Annotated in this window: 13 protein-coding genes; 10 read left to right on the forward strand and 3 right to left on the reverse strand. The window is 61.4% G+C overall.

Annotated elements, in window-relative coordinates; genetic code table 11:
• The first annotated feature begins 43 nt into the window (after positions 1–43).
• The 9 genes from J2S73_RS06555 (at position 44) to J2S73_RS06595 (ending at position 6,482) form a co-directional block, all read left to right on the forward strand.
• Positions 44–2,617: a phage tail tape measure protein gene (locus tag J2S73_RS06555; RefSeq protein WP_306884649.1), complete on the forward strand. Its 2,574-nt coding sequence runs from the start codon at positions 44–46 to the stop codon at positions 2,615–2,617.
• On the forward strand, positions 2,617–3,054 hold the full coding sequence (locus tag J2S73_RS06560; protein ID WP_306884650.1) for a phage tail protein: 438 nt from the start codon (positions 2,617–2,619) through the stop codon (positions 3,052–3,054). The genes J2S73_RS06555 and J2S73_RS06560 overlap by 1 nt, the downstream gene beginning before the upstream one ends.
• A gap of 11 nt (positions 3,055–3,065) precedes the next feature.
• Positions 3,066–3,293 carry a tail protein X gene (locus J2S73_RS06565; RefSeq protein ID WP_306884651.1) on the forward strand — a complete coding sequence of 76 codons (228 nt, stop codon included), beginning with the start codon at positions 3,066–3,068 and terminating at the stop codon, positions 3,291–3,293.
• A gap of 27 nt (positions 3,294–3,320) precedes the next feature.
• On the forward strand, positions 3,321–4,355 hold the full coding sequence (locus J2S73_RS06570) for a phage late control D family protein (protein WP_306884652.1): 1,035 nt from the start codon (positions 3,321–3,323) through the stop codon (positions 4,353–4,355).
• A gap of 73 nt (positions 4,356–4,428) precedes the next feature.
• Positions 4,429–5,259, forward strand: a complete 831-nt coding sequence (locus J2S73_RS06575) for a glycoside hydrolase family protein (RefSeq protein WP_306884653.1) — start codon at positions 4,429–4,431, stop codon at positions 5,257–5,259.
• Positions 5,260–5,268: 9 nt separating this feature from the next.
• Positions 5,269–5,502 carry a hypothetical protein gene (locus tag J2S73_RS06580; protein WP_306884654.1) on the forward strand — a complete coding sequence of 78 codons (234 nt, stop codon included), beginning with the start codon at positions 5,269–5,271 and terminating at the stop codon, positions 5,500–5,502.
• Positions 5,499–5,903 carry a hypothetical protein gene (locus J2S73_RS06585; RefSeq protein ID WP_306884655.1) on the forward strand — a complete coding sequence of 135 codons (405 nt, stop codon included), beginning with the start codon at positions 5,499–5,501 and terminating at the stop codon, positions 5,901–5,903. The genes J2S73_RS06580 and J2S73_RS06585 overlap by 4 nt, the downstream gene beginning before the upstream one ends.
• A 7-nt stretch (positions 5,904–5,910) precedes the next feature.
• Positions 5,911–6,135: a hypothetical protein gene (locus J2S73_RS06590; protein WP_306884656.1), complete on the forward strand. Its 225-nt coding sequence runs from the start codon at positions 5,911–5,913 to the stop codon at positions 6,133–6,135.
• A complete protein-coding gene (locus J2S73_RS06595) occupies positions 6,135–6,482 on the forward strand; it encodes a hypothetical protein (protein WP_306884657.1) in 348 nt (115 codons plus the stop codon). The genes J2S73_RS06590 and J2S73_RS06595 overlap by 1 nt, the downstream gene beginning before the upstream one ends.
• Before the next feature lie 1,207 nt (positions 6,483–7,689).
• Here the strand turns inward: J2S73_RS06595 and J2S73_RS06600 are convergent.
• The 3 genes from J2S73_RS06600 to J2S73_RS06610 all read right to left on the reverse strand — a co-directional run bounded on the left by J2S73_RS06600 (position 7,690) and on the right by J2S73_RS06610 (position 12,649).
• Positions 7,690–9,597 carry a UvrD-helicase domain-containing protein gene (locus J2S73_RS06600; RefSeq protein WP_306884658.1) on the reverse strand — a complete coding sequence of 636 codons (1,908 nt, stop codon included), beginning with the start codon at positions 9,595–9,597 and terminating at the stop codon, positions 7,690–7,692.
• Entirely contained in the window at positions 9,594–11,981 is a 2,388-nt protein-coding gene (locus J2S73_RS06605; RefSeq protein WP_306884659.1) for an AAA family ATPase, read from the reverse strand. The genes J2S73_RS06600 and J2S73_RS06605 overlap by 4 nt, the downstream gene beginning before the upstream one ends.
• Positions 11,982–12,175: 194 nt before the next feature.
• Positions 12,176–12,649, reverse strand: coding sequence for an SOS response-associated peptidase family protein (locus J2S73_RS06610; RefSeq protein ID WP_306884660.1), 474 nt, complete (start codon positions 12,647–12,649; stop codon positions 12,176–12,178).
• A gap of 109 nt (positions 12,650–12,758) precedes the next feature.
• On the opposite strand from J2S73_RS06610, the gene J2S73_RS06615 reads away from it, so the two are divergent.
• Positions 12,759–13,553: a hypothetical protein gene (locus J2S73_RS06615; protein WP_306884661.1), complete on the forward strand. Its 795-nt coding sequence runs from the start codon at positions 12,759–12,761 to the stop codon at positions 13,551–13,553.
• Positions 13,554–13,585 lie beyond the last annotated feature (32 nt).

Consider the following 13,585-nt stretch of genomic DNA (forward strand, 5'->3'; position numbering starts at 1 on the left):
GTGCGGAGGATGCATCGCTGACGTCCGTCTTTTCAAGGCAATTATGACCCGTCTCGTTTCCGAACTTGTCGTGTCGGTCACCGACCGCGCGACCGGTCCGTCGCGCCAGATCGCGCAGACGGTGGCGCGCCTCAAGGACGCAGCTGCGCGCAATACGGTCGAGATGGAGCGGATGCGCGGGCAGCTGATCGGAGCCGCCGCCGCCGGCTACGGCCTCTATCGTGCTCTCAAGGCTCCACTTGCCGCCGCGGTCGAATTCGAGTCTGCGATGGCCGACGTTCGCAAGGTCGTGGACTTTCCGACCCCGGACGCTTTCTCACAGATGTCGGCTGACATCGTGACGATGTCCACGCGGATTCCGATCGCAGCGACGGGGATCGCGTCGATTGTTGCGGCCGCCGGCCAGGCGGGAATGGCCGGCGACGAGCTGCTCGCGTTTACCGAGGTCGCCGCCAAGGTCGGCGTCGCCTTCGACATGACGGCGGGTCAGACCGGCGAGGCCCTGGCGAAGATCAAGACGCAATTGCAGCTCTCCGTTGCCGACACCAGCGCGCTGGCCGACGCGATCAACCATCTGTCGAACACATCGGCCTCGGCGGCGCCGGACCTCATCGATTACATGAACCGGGTTGCCGCGGCCGGCGAGCAATACGGGTTCACCGCCGAGGAAACGGCGGCCATCGGATCGGCGATGATCGCGTCCGGTGCGCAGGCGAACGTCGCCGCGACCAGCTTCCGCAACGTCGGTCGGGCTCTCTCCAAAGGTGTTGCCGCAACGAATGCGCAGCGCGACGCATTTGCCCGTCTTGGTCTCAGTGCGACCGATGTCGCCAAGAGCATGCAGGACGATGCAGTCGGGACGCTCAGGGAGGTTATCGTTCGGATTCGGGAGCTGCCCGAACACTTGCAGGCCACCACACTATCCCAGCTGTTTGGCGACGAAGCGCGCGCGCTGGCGCCCCTCGTGACGCAACTTGAGCTTTACGATACAGCGCTCGCCAGTGTGGCCCAGAAGGCGAATTACCTTGGTTCGGCAGAAAAGGAGTATGCGGCCCGCGCCGCGACCACGGCGAACAACTGGCAGCTCTTCCAGAACAAGGCCGAAGCGGCCGCCATCGCGATAGGGTCGGCGCTTCTGCCGGCCATGAACGGGCTGATGGATGCGTTGGGCCCGGTGATCATGGATATCGTGCGGTTTGCTCAGGAAAATCCGGAGCTGACTCGCACGGTCGTTGCCCTGTCGGCAGGACTGATCGGGCTTCGGGTCGCGGCGATCGCAGCGCGGTTCTCGATGCTGTGGATGAAGGGCGGTGTCCTCTCTGCGGCGATCGTGGGGCTTCGGGGTCTCGGTGGAGCGGTGAACGGGACCGCGACGGCACTTCGCGCCATGCGCTCGGCCGCGACGGGCGGACAGGCGCGCCGTCTTGCCGTTGATGCCGCGGCAAATGCCAAAGCGCTTTGGGAGCAACGCCAGGCTGCTTTCGCGAGCGCCGTGCACATGCGCAATCTCGCAAAGGCGGGCCAGGTTGCAGGCCTCTCTCTACCGGACGCTACGAAGGCGGTTTCTGCGGCGGCGAAGGAGGCAACCGAGGCACGCGTCGCGCTCGCAGCTGCGAATGCCCAGCTTCGCGCGACTGGACCGGCGGCCCGACTCGCGGCGGCCGGATTGATGGTGGCGCGGGGCGCGATGACCGCTCTCAAGCTGGCGCTGATCTCGACCGGTGTGGGCGCGATACTGGTCGGCATCGCAACGGCCGGCGTCTGGATTTACAGAAATTGGAGCGGCATCAAGGAGATGTTCGTCGGGATCGGCGAAGGGATCAAATCGGCCTTCCCCGGCGCTGGCGATGCAATCGATGCGGTCAGTTCGGCGGTCGGGACGTTGATCGGTTGGCTCGAGCAGTTGACCGCCCCCGTCGATGCAACGTCTGAAGAATGGCGCGCTTTCGGTGTCAGGGTCGGTGAGACGATCGGCCAGGTCATCGCCGACGTGGCAGCACTCCCGGGACGGCTTGTCGAAATACTTGGAAGCATCGATCTGGTCACGATCGGCCGGCAAATCATGGATGGGCTGCTCGCGGGCATTAAGGCCGGCGCAAGTGCTGTATTGGACTATGTGTCCAATTTTGCCTCGCGGATCCGCAGTTCGGTTTCAGGCGCCGTTAGCGGTGCGGTCGGACGGCTCAAAACTGCGGTTGGTCTCGGGGCTGGCAATACGCCTCCGGGGCGGGCGCGTGGTGGCCCTGTCTCGGCGCTTCGGCCCTACATCGTCGGCGAGAGGGGGCCTGAACTCTTCGTCCCATCGGTGGGTGGCCGGATCATCGCCAACGACGATCTGGTCGGCGAAATGCGGTCGCTTGGCTCTGCGTTTGCTGGCGGGCGGGGATATTTCCGGGAAGAAACCACCTCGCTACCGCGCATCGGTCCGGCGCCAGGTTCGGCGTCAAGGCGATCGGCGCCATCCGGCCCCGCAGTGTCGATTGGCGAAGTTCACATTCATGCCGCGCCGGGCATGGACGAGCGTGAGGTGGCCCGGCTTGCGGTGGAGGAGATCGGGCGTCGGGTCCGCGATGGGCTTTCAGGCATTCAGGCTGATATCGAATGGGGAGGTGCCTAATGCTTTACATGCTTGGTGCGCTCACCTTCGATACGAGACCCTTCAACGTCGACGGTGTGGAGCGGGAGGCGACGGCGTCGATCGCGCGCAAGCCGCTCCTGGGTACGGCCGATGGTGCGGAGTTCACCGGGGAAGGCGAGGACAAGTTGACCCTGACCGGCCAGCTTCTGCCGAGTCGGATCGGCGGGATGACGGAACTCGAGCTGGCCCATTCCATGCGCCGGCAAGGGGCGCGGTTTCCGGTCAGTCGGGGCGATGGCTACCGCTTTCCGCACTGGTATGCGATCGCGCGGATCCGCGAGAGCCACAAGGATCTGACCAGGGACGGTGTCGGGTTCACTCTCACCTACACGATCGAGCTGGACAGCGTACCGGCCGAGGCCGGTGATGGGCAGCAGATCATCCGGTCGCTGCTCAACCTGTTCGGTGTGAACTAGGAAAACAACCGATGCCGGAAGAGCGCACCGTACGGGGGGAGGGGATCACCCTCGATCTGCTTCTTTGGCGCCGTGATGGCGTGCGCGGTCGGGAACTGGTGGAAGCCGCCCTCGACCTCAATCCGGGACTGGCCGATCTCGGTGCGGTCCTTCCCCTCGGCACCGTCGTATTCCTGCCCGACCCGCCGGCTGCGCGGTCTGCGCCCGTGCCGCGCAAGGTCGTCGATCTGTTCGGCTGACAAGCGGATCGGCCGGGAGGTCTCGAAATGCCCTGGACGGTAGATTGGCAGGTGATCGTCGCCGGCGTCGACGTGACCAGCCGATGGCGCCACTATCTGAGTTCCCTTGAGGTCGTCGACAAGGACGGCGAGAGCGCCGACACGTGCGCGCTTGAGCTGGACGATACCGACGGCCAGGTGAAGTTGCCGCCTAAGGGTGCGTCGGTTTCGGTTGGGCTCAATGGGGTGACTGTGTTCCAGGGGACGGTCGATCGCGTTCGGTCCCGGGGGGCGAAGGGCGGCGGCCGGACGCTCTCGGTCGGCGCCAAGGGGCTCGACATCCGCTCGAAGGTGAAAGAGCCGCTGTCGTTCCATATGGACGACGCCTCCCTCCAGGAGTTCCTTGCGAAGGCCGGCAAGCTCGCCGGGCTCGCCGGAGTGAAGGTCTCGCCCGGCCTGGCCTCGATTGCGAGAGACTACTGGTCGGCCGACGCCGAGAGCTTCCTGCATCTCGGCCAGCGCCTGGCGCGCGAGCTCGCCGGTACGTTCAAGATCCGCGGCGATCAAGCGGTCCTGAAAGCGCGTGGCGACGCAGCGACGCCGGCCGGCGGTACGCTGCCGACCGTGACGGCCCGATATGGCGAAGGCGGGAATGTCCTGAACTGGGACATCGAGCCGTTCGCAGGCCGACGGGAATTCGGGCGGGCGAAGGTCCGCTACTTCGATCGCGAGACGGCCAGCTTCAAGGAAGAGGAGGTCGATTTCGAGATCGAGGACGCACCGGACGCGTCGAACGTGGTCCGGGCGCCGGTCGCCGATCAGGCGCAGGCCCGCGAGACGGCCGAAGCGCGCAAGCGCGACGCCGACCGGGAAGGTGGCGGCGGCACAATTGATCTCGATCTCGCCGAGGAGGCCTTCGCGGAGGGCACCGTCGACCTGAGCGGCACGCGGCCTGGCGTCGACGGCCTGTATCGGATCGCGTCCAGGACGCACCGCGCGAACAAGAACGGTGGCGCGACCACCCATCTCGACGTCAAGCAACCCGCCGGCGGCGCCGGCAGGGATACGCGCAAGGCGGAATAGACGCGGCCGTCACCAATTGAACCAAGTCGAGCCCGGCCATCGCGCCGGGCTTTCTGATTCCAGGAGACATCCCATGAAGACTTCCGATCGCGGCGTGGCGTTCATCGCCGCGCACGAGGGCGTTGTGCTCAAGGCCTACCCGGATCCCGCCACCGGCGGCGAGCCGTGGACCATCGGCGTCGGCCACACGTCCAGGGCCGGGCCGCCGTCGGTCCGTCCGGGAATGACCATCACTCGCGGCGAGGCGTTCGAGATCCTCGAGGCCGACCTGGCCGTATTCGAGCGGGCCGTGTCGTCGGCGGTGACCGTGCCTCTCCGGCAGCACGAGTTCGACGCATTGGTCTCGTTCACCTTCAACCTCGGCGCCGGCAATCTCCGCAAGTCGACGCTGCTGCGCAAGCTGAACGCTGGCGACAAGGCGGGGGCGGCCGGAGAGTTCCACAAGTGGAACCGGGCGGCCGGGCGTGTGATGCGGGGCCTGACCCGCCGCCGGGCGGAGGAGGCGGCCCTTTTTCGCCACGGCGACTATGCCGGGGCCGTGCCAATGGAAGACGAGGCGGAGGCCCATCCGGATCGCTTCGTTCCGTCGCTCCTGGTCCGCGGTTCGACAGGCGAGGCCGTGCGTGAGGTGCAGCGAACCCTCAAGGGCCTTGGCTACGACATCGGTCCCGCCGGCGCGGACGGCATCTATGGCGCGGACACCGGCGCCGCCGTCCGGGCGTTCCAGGGAGATCACGGGCTCACGGTCGACGGCAAGATGGGGACCGCCACGCGGACGGCCCTAGAGGCTTCGCAGGCCGTCCCGCCGCCACCCGACGTCGAGCCGACCGACGAGGCTTCGGTAGCCGGCAGCGCGCTCCAGGCGCTCGTGCGGGCGCTGTTTTCCATCTTTTCCCGGACATAGGAGGTCACCATGGCCAAGGCTCCGCTCGTCACCCAGGCAAAAGCCTGGCCGACGCGCAAGGTGATCGCCGCCACGGTCGGGTCCGCACTCGGGACGGCAGTCGCGTCAATCCTGATCCCGCCGCTGCAGTCCGCCATCCCGGGCATCATGACGCCGGAGACGGCCGATCTGGTCCGGATCGCGTTTCCGATCGGCGGTACCCTCGGCCTGGGGTGGCTGATCCGCAGCAGGGCCGGCGAATGATCGCCGCCGCGCTGTCCGTCGTCTCCGCCCTCGGCCGGCTGCCCTGGCAGCTATATGCGGCGGCGGCGATCGCCTTCGCCGCCTGGGTCGGTGCCGGCCACTTCTACGAGCGCGGCCGCGCCGACTGCGAGGCAGACATCAAGGCCGCGGCCTTTACGGAGCGCGCGCGCCAGGCGGCCGCCAATGAGGTCGCCCTCAAGACCGGGGCCGAAATCGTCTCCGATCTCGCCGACGAAAACGACCGTCTGAAAACCACGCTCACGGAGATCGCCGATGCGGCCCGCACCCATCCTGACCGCGACGCTTGCGGCCTTGGCTCTGACAGCCTGCAGCTCCTCGACCGGATCGGCGGAGCGTCCGCACCTGGCGGACCCGCCGTCGGGCCTCACACGGGCCTGTGACGACCCGGTGAGCCTTGCCGGCGATGCCGGCGAGGCCGTCGGCGCCTCGATAGGCGCCCGGCAGGCTGCTGCACTGCCGGCCAGTCAAGAGTCCGGCCAATCCGTGTCCGGGATTGGCCAGGGCCGCGTCGTCGAGCTTTGGTCGCAGGACAGGGCTGCGCTGGTGGCCTGCAAGCGCCGGCATGCCGGGCTCGCGCGGTTCTACCAGGTGCGCGACGAGGGCCTGCGGTGATGGCGGAGGACGACATCGATCCGATTTCCCAGCACGCCCTTGGCACGCTGTCGACGCGCGTCGCCGAGATTGAGAAAGGGCAAGCCTACCTCAAGGCGAAGTCCGAGGAGGCTGAAAACGAACGGCGCCGGCAGGGAAGGGAGATATCTGATTTCCGGACGGACGTCAGCCAGCGGTTTCAGAAACTGGAGGAACTGCTCGAACCTCTAGCCGTCATGGGCAAGGCCCAGAAAATGGCCTGGGGGTGGATCTTCGCAAGCATAGCCGCAATAGGCACTGTGATAGGTGCCATCTGGGGGCTGATCCTGATCGCGGAGAAGGTGATTAAGGCGATCAGGGGGCTATGAGGTTTGCGTTCGAGGAGGGTACCTGATTGCAGTGCCTAAAATTTCTCGCTCTTGCAGTAATCTGTGATCAACAAGACCCCGCCCCCGCGCAAGGCGGGGGCGAAATAGCAAGCGTTGTCAACGATCTACAGACCGAAGGACCTGTTCTAGGCTTCGGAGAGTGGTGCGCATCTCCGTGAGTGCCTGACGTTGTCGATGAGTCAGCAAAATTCCCCAAGTGGTTAGCCCAACCCCTAGGGAGCCAAGGGCAAGATGGACGAAAGCGTCAATCATGACTCTATCCTTTCCGATGCATTTCTACTGCTTCAGATCGGAATGGTCGCCCCGACATCTTTGCCCAAATGGAGGCGCGACCATTCCACGTGCTCCAGAACGCTGGCTCTGGAGTGTCCGTTCTATGGAACAGCAATGATCCTTTTATGACAGTCTAATGTATTGAAATATTTGCGTTTTTGTTTTGAATATGAACGTCGCGGCGTTCTGGCCTGTCCCATTCCTCAATTTTGCTGATGTTTGGTAAGAGCGTTGGTTGCGTACTGCTCCCGTTTTTTGGCGAGGCAGCATTTGCAAGAAAACGCAATATGAAAGTATGATGACGCCGCAAATTTATTGTTGCTTCGCCGCTTCCCCTGACCTAGGAAAAGGCTGCCCAAATGGAGGCGCGACCTATCTGCGTCCTCATTGCAAGAGCCGCGGTAACGCGGCTCTTGCTCTATCTAACGCCTCATACGGCATTTGGCAGGGTTAGTGAGCGCTCGCCTAGCATCTAGGCGTCAATCTTCTCCGCAGTCGTCAGGACGGCCGGCATCGCCTTGGGGTGGATTGGGCCGACGACAGCGTTCGGCTTGCGCGTCTGGAACGAATAAGGCTGGTTTTCGCCATCGACTGGGTCGGCCTTCGCCGCCTGGCTCGGCGCTAGCCATTTCTACGAGGGCGGCCGCGCCGACTGCGAAATCGACATCAAGGCAGCCGCCTACGCCGAGCGTTCTCGCCAGGCGGCGGCTAACAAGGTCGTTCTAAAGACCGGGACCGAAATCGTCTCCGATCTCGCCGAAGAATACGACCGTCGGCGCCCGGCTTCGGCCGGGCGGTCTTTTTGTTTTATGACATCCGTTGGTGAGCTAGTCCGCATCTGGCCGAAAGTGGACTGGCGGCTATTCAGCCTGGAGTGGCGCAAAGCCGACCTTCCCTTGCGAGTCCGTAGTTCCTATTCGATCAGTTCTATCTCTCCAGGCTCAAACCACTCCTGCCGTATCATCGCCTCGCGCGCCATGGTCGGCTCTGCAGTATAGTAAATCACGGCTAGGCTTTGCTCCGCGCGACTGCAAGTTACATAGAATAGTCGCCGCGTCCTATCGATTGTCGTCTCCTTGCCTGCCGCTTCATTCTCAAGATCCTTCTTGCTCTTCGCCTTGGTCTCGAAAAGCTTGTCGTAAGCGAACATGAAGCCACGAGCCTCATCGTCGCTAACGACGACCATCACTCTTGGAAATTCCAGCCCCTTCACCCCCTGGTGCGTGTCGAACTGCGAGACGCCCCGAACGTAGCGATCATATCGCTCGATCTGGTCGAACGGCGCCTCAAGCGCCAACCGCCAACCGCCCAACTCACTTTTGACATCGACTTCCTCTTCCCGGTCGTCATCGGCGGCGGCAGCGTCAATCTCGCCTTCCGCGACGCCGGCATCAGCGGCGGAAAACGGAACCAAAACCTCAGGGATCGTGAATAGGTTAGCTCCGGCTACATAGCGCAAGACCGAGCGAGCGGTCGGCTTCTCATCCGCGTTCACCAGAGCCAGCAGGCCATCGCAGGCAGCCTTTACCTTGCTGAGAATCTCGACCTGCTTCTCGCCTGCAGCTTCAAGCGCTTTGCGCTCCAGGAGCGGAGAGGTGCGCCGAACGATTGCCGCGACAGCAAACCTATCTCCCGTGCGCAGGGCCGTGACGAGCGGCAGTATCTCGCGCGTGAAGAGTCCAATGCCCGCTCCGGTCCCTTGCAGAAAGCTCGTGCGGATGCGCTCAACCGCGTAGAGGGGCTCGAAAAATTGTTCGAAGCCAAACCGGCGCGCGGACATCAGGTGCTCTAGCGCCAACGTCTTGATTGCTTCGGCTCCCGCCGCCCAGCTCGGATCACCCGTGAGCTCTGCCATTCGAGCCGCTACGGTGGCCTCGGCCGCGCTCTTGTCACCTATCGCCTGCGAGACGACGAACAGCCGAACGACGCCCTGCTTAGCATCGCTTCGTGGCTGCTGTTCCTCGCCATCCTCATCTCGTCTAATCTTGTTGATGAGTGTGATGATCCGCGTGGGGCAACGATGGTTCATTCGCTTCCTCGGCCTGGCCCAGGCCTGCGGGATCGCCTCCGCTAAACGCTCCTTACCGTCGGCGTAGATACGCTGCATCGTGTCGCCAAAGAGTCCGAGGCAAAAGGCCTCGCGGTATCCCGCCTCGACATCGAGCAGCGCGTCCATGAGCCTTCGGCTCGTATCCTGGCTCTCGTCGATCAACAAAATGGGGAAGCGGGTCACCAGCAGCCGGCGCAAACCAGGCTTCGCACCGAGAAAATCGGCGGTCATGGCGATGACCTCTGCGTGGCTCAGAGAGTCTCTGGTGCGGTTATCGCCGGTTGGGCTGTAAACGAATCGCGTAATTTCGGCGAGGTTCTCGCGGCGGCGCTGCTTGCTTTCTATCGAGCGTGCGCGGTCCGATGCGGCTTTGGTGTGTGCCCGACCCTTCGCCTGTGCTTCTTTCAGCTCTGCAATATCCGCTAGGAGCCGGTTCGACAGCCACCTTCGAATATCACCGTCGTAGCCGGCAATCAGCGACCACGCGAACGCGTGAATGGTCGACACCTCTACGCGAGGATCAAATTCAAGCCGTTGCTTGATCTCGTCGCAGGCGGCATTGGTATAGGTAATCACCCCGATCTTCTGACCGGATAGCGACAACAGCCGGCCCTGCTCCTTACACACCGTCCGGACCGCCTCGACGAGCGACCGCGTTTTGCCCGATCCGGCGCCAGCATAAAGAAAGAAGCTCCTCGGTTTCTCGACATTCAGGCAGGCGAGGATGGTTCTATCGGCTTCGGAATCGAAGTTGTCGTCGACCGCGCTCATGTGTCGGCACGCTCGATTTCGGCGACGACATGCTCTTCGACCGGCGGCTCAGTTTCTACCTCCTCCTCGGACGGCGCCGCCTTCACAAGAGGTAGAATCTCCACCTGCTTTTTCTTGAGCTGCGCACGTAACCACTCAAGTCCCTCGGCGATGTAGCTCGGCACGACGATCGTGTCGAAATTCTCAACCTCCATGACGTCAAGTGCAAACTCAGCCTTCTTGCCGTTCTTGAGGGCGAGGTACATTTTCCCTCCAATCGCGACCGCCCCGCCACCATCGGCAATCGCGTCGCGAAACTTGCGGACCAGGCCGGTCCCATCTAGTTCGGCGAAGAAGCTAAGGTTCTCGAACGCCAGCGCGTCCTCAAACGTATACGGATATGCGACCTCCGGCCCGACGATACCCGGGGACGTCAGACCCAACGGGATCTGATACGCGGCCCGCACAGCAAATAGCGGGTCGTCGTCCCCATGTAGCGTCTTCATGGCGCCATCAGCTCGCATGAGCTCATCGACGTCGTCGAGCTTCGGCACCCATGTCTTCAACGTCGCATTATTGGATTTCTGACCAGCGCCCTTCGCGGGTTGGACGGAGGCGCCGCCCGTTTTATCCAGCGTATCCAGGTCAGTGACGATCAAGGTCAGCAAGCCGAGGTGATCAATCAAAGGCTTGAGACGATGCGCGTGGCTTCCTCCGATCTCAAGCAGAGTGATGTAGCACTGGTTGAGTTCGTCGTAGTGCGCTCGGATGAAGTTCGGGACGAGCATGCGTTCCGCCGGTCCCTCCACCAAAATCGCCGCGTCGGCGAAGAACAGATCCGCGTGCTGGGCCCGAAGATATCGAGTCACGAAACGCTCGGTCTCACTACCTGGACCGAAAACCTCCGACAGATTGATAACAGTGGAGACTGGCACTTTCGCGGCCATACCCGCAGGTAGCCGCCGGAAGTACCGCAGGCAAGAGAACGACGTCTCATGCGCGACGTGGCTCGAATGGGTGCTGACCACCAACTGCGTGCGCAGCATTTGACTGTCACCGAGGTCCTCGTGCTCACGCAGCACCGAATAAGCCTTCTTAATGAAGACTTGCTGGACCTGTGCGTGCAAATGCGCTTCCGGCTCCTCGATCAGGACAAGGTGGAGAGGTTCGGTCGTGGTCACCGTCGCGCCTGTTGATGCCTTCCCGACACGCATCCAAGCGTCACGAAAGCTCATCAACCGGAATATCATGGAGATCAGGTTTTGATAGCCGAGGCCGTTATTTGCCTCAGGCAACCGCAACACAGGCGTCGTCGCGCCCTCCTCTGCAATGACGTCTACCTCGAAACTGATCGCCGCGTTGTGGTTGAGACCGTCGATAGCTTTTAGACGTGTCGAAACGCGCGGGCGTGGATCGGTTACACCAGGGTATCCCATACCCTCGACCTCGGTGAACGCCGCCTTGAAACTCTCGGTTAGGCGCTTGTCAAAAGCGTCCTGGGCGGCTTCTATTGCTTGCAACGCGCCAAGGTCCTTCGGATCAGGTCCCTTCGTCGGGTCGAGGTGCTTGGCGTAGTAGCTTCTGAGCTGGTCGGACAGGCGACTGCCGCTCGCCGCCGTAGGAGCATCATCGTCCTCCGCGGCCTGCTGCTCCTCACCGAAGCCCCTCTGCGCCGGTATGTCATGAACGCGGATCAGGCCGCTCAGCGGATCACCATCGATCGGCCGAGAACCGCCCGGAAGGACCTGCGGACGCGCCAGGGATTTTGCAGGAGCGAGAAGCTGACCCGGATCTAGCGAATAGGCCCGAATAGTGAAGTGCGTCGACAAACGCTTGCTCAAAAAATCGATCAGACTCTCGGGCCAGATCGTCAGCTTGGGCGGAATAGCAGGCGGATCAGCGTCAGGATTCTCCGCCGCTGCGGCCGCGATGGCTGCCGCTCTCATCGTCTCAGCATCGCTCACCGCACCCATGTACTCCTTGTACAAGAGCGCAAGATCCTTCGGCTCGTAGCGCAGCCGAACACCAAGCCTTCCGCCCGCCCAATCCAAGGTCGGGATGAGGTCGCGAACGTGGTGCATCTCGCCCGCTTCGACATGCAGCCACAGATCCAGCGTCGGCAATACGCTAACCCAGGGATCAACAACTAGGTCGACGATTTCCTCCGCGTTCCGGGCAGCTGCCCAGCTTTCGCCGAGCTGAATAATCGTGGGCCAATGGCACAGCGTGAAATCGTGCATTTCGAATGGACAACGGCGCGGCGACAGGAAGCGGCGTAGCGCCAGCATCGCCGACGTCTTGCCGCTGTTATTTGCGCCTACGAAAAGCGTGGTCTTGTTCGAAAGGTCGACGCGTGTCGACAACAACTTCCGGAAATTGGCGATCTCCAAGAATTCAATATGCACGCCTGTGCCTCCCGCCCGGTCTGCGTCAGCACTAGATCATAGCGAAACGCCACAAACTACCCGGCCTCATGAGCGTCCATTTAATAGATTCGGAACAGTAGGGCGCATTTCCGCTGTTTATCGAGACGAGCCCGAGTGTCCGTTTTCGGGCATGGACAAATCGGGCCTGAACGACCGGGATGGGCGCTATCCGGTCATTCGGCAGGGTCCTTCCGCTCACCCTTGGCGACGATCTGCAACACGTCATCTTGCAAGGGCCGCTGCAGGGTTGCCGCCTCTGACCACTCAGCGCGCATCCAGAGATCCATCTCCTCGGCTGTCGTCAGGATGACCGGCATCGCCTTGGGGTGGATGGGTCCGAAGATAGCGTTCGGCTCGCACGTCAGGAACGAGTAGAGCTGGTGTTCGCCTTCGACCGGGTCGCCCTTCGTGCCGCGGGTTCGGGCCCATGTGCACCACATGCCCGCGAACGCGAACAGCGGCCGGCTCTCGTCGAGAGCGAACCAGGTCGGCGTCTTGCGCGGCTTGGTGTCCTCGTACTCACAGAATGACGCCGCGGGCACCGGGCACCGGTGCTCTGGACCGAGCCTCCGGCGCGAGCGCGAGCACTTCGTCTTGAGGACGTTGGTCACGGGCCAATCGCCGAATGCCCTTTCGACGGTATTCATGCCACAAAAGCGGGCGCAATTTATGATTGTTCAGACCCCACTCCTAGTTATGATAGTTCTCGCGAATAGGCCGCTTACACGCGGGGCATTTCTTAGGAGGGCAAAAAATTTGCGCCAGCTGCTAAGCCTCTCGATCGTAATTTTGGTCGCTTTTTTCTATCTGAGTTCAGCAAGCGCAAAAGAACTGGATGGAGAAAAACTTGAGGAGATTAGAGCTTTTGCGACCAAATTTTGTGGAGAGTTTTATAGATCGGGATCAGCAAAGGGGGTTGAGCTAGGCGTCGATGCGAAGGCAGAAATTGATTCATTCCTCAAAAAATATCTATCGCTTGGCTTGGGAGCATCAGCGCAGTATAAATCTGATGAATATATAGGTGTGTTGCAGGAGGATTTGGCTTCGGAATTAAGCGATATTAGAGATTGCAAGTTGACCATTTGGAGAAGTCTGATTGAAGTAATTGAAGGAGATGGCAATTCATTTGAAGACAGCGTTCGCAGTTTTTCTGGATATGTTGGAAATTATTCCACAGATATTGAAAGTAATATCAAGTTTCTTGATTTTATTCACGAGAGTGATGATAACATAGTGTACCTGGACATAGAGTTTAGTTATTATGATGTAGTGCCTTCTATGTGTGGGTATACATATTCCGGACTGTTGGGGAAGACGGCAGATTTAGGGGTTTTCCCGCTTATTGTTTCCGAAGAGGACGTTCCGGATTTTTCTAAAGGCGCTTTAGGCCAGTGCGATTTCCCAATTATTGTATCATTCCCTGATGACTCTCTTATTCATAAGCGATGGATTGGTGGAGGGCAGGATTATTTTAGAATAAAAGGCAAATTCAGCTATTCAATAACCAGTTTTGGTTACAGCTTTACGATGATCGATTTTTCTCCGATGTAAGTAATGTTCGATTTATCTAATTTAATAACACT

This window comes from Amorphus orientalis, from assembly GCF_030814015.1.
Lineage (GTDB): Bacteria > Pseudomonadota > Alphaproteobacteria > Rhizobiales > Amorphaceae > Amorphus > Amorphus orientalis.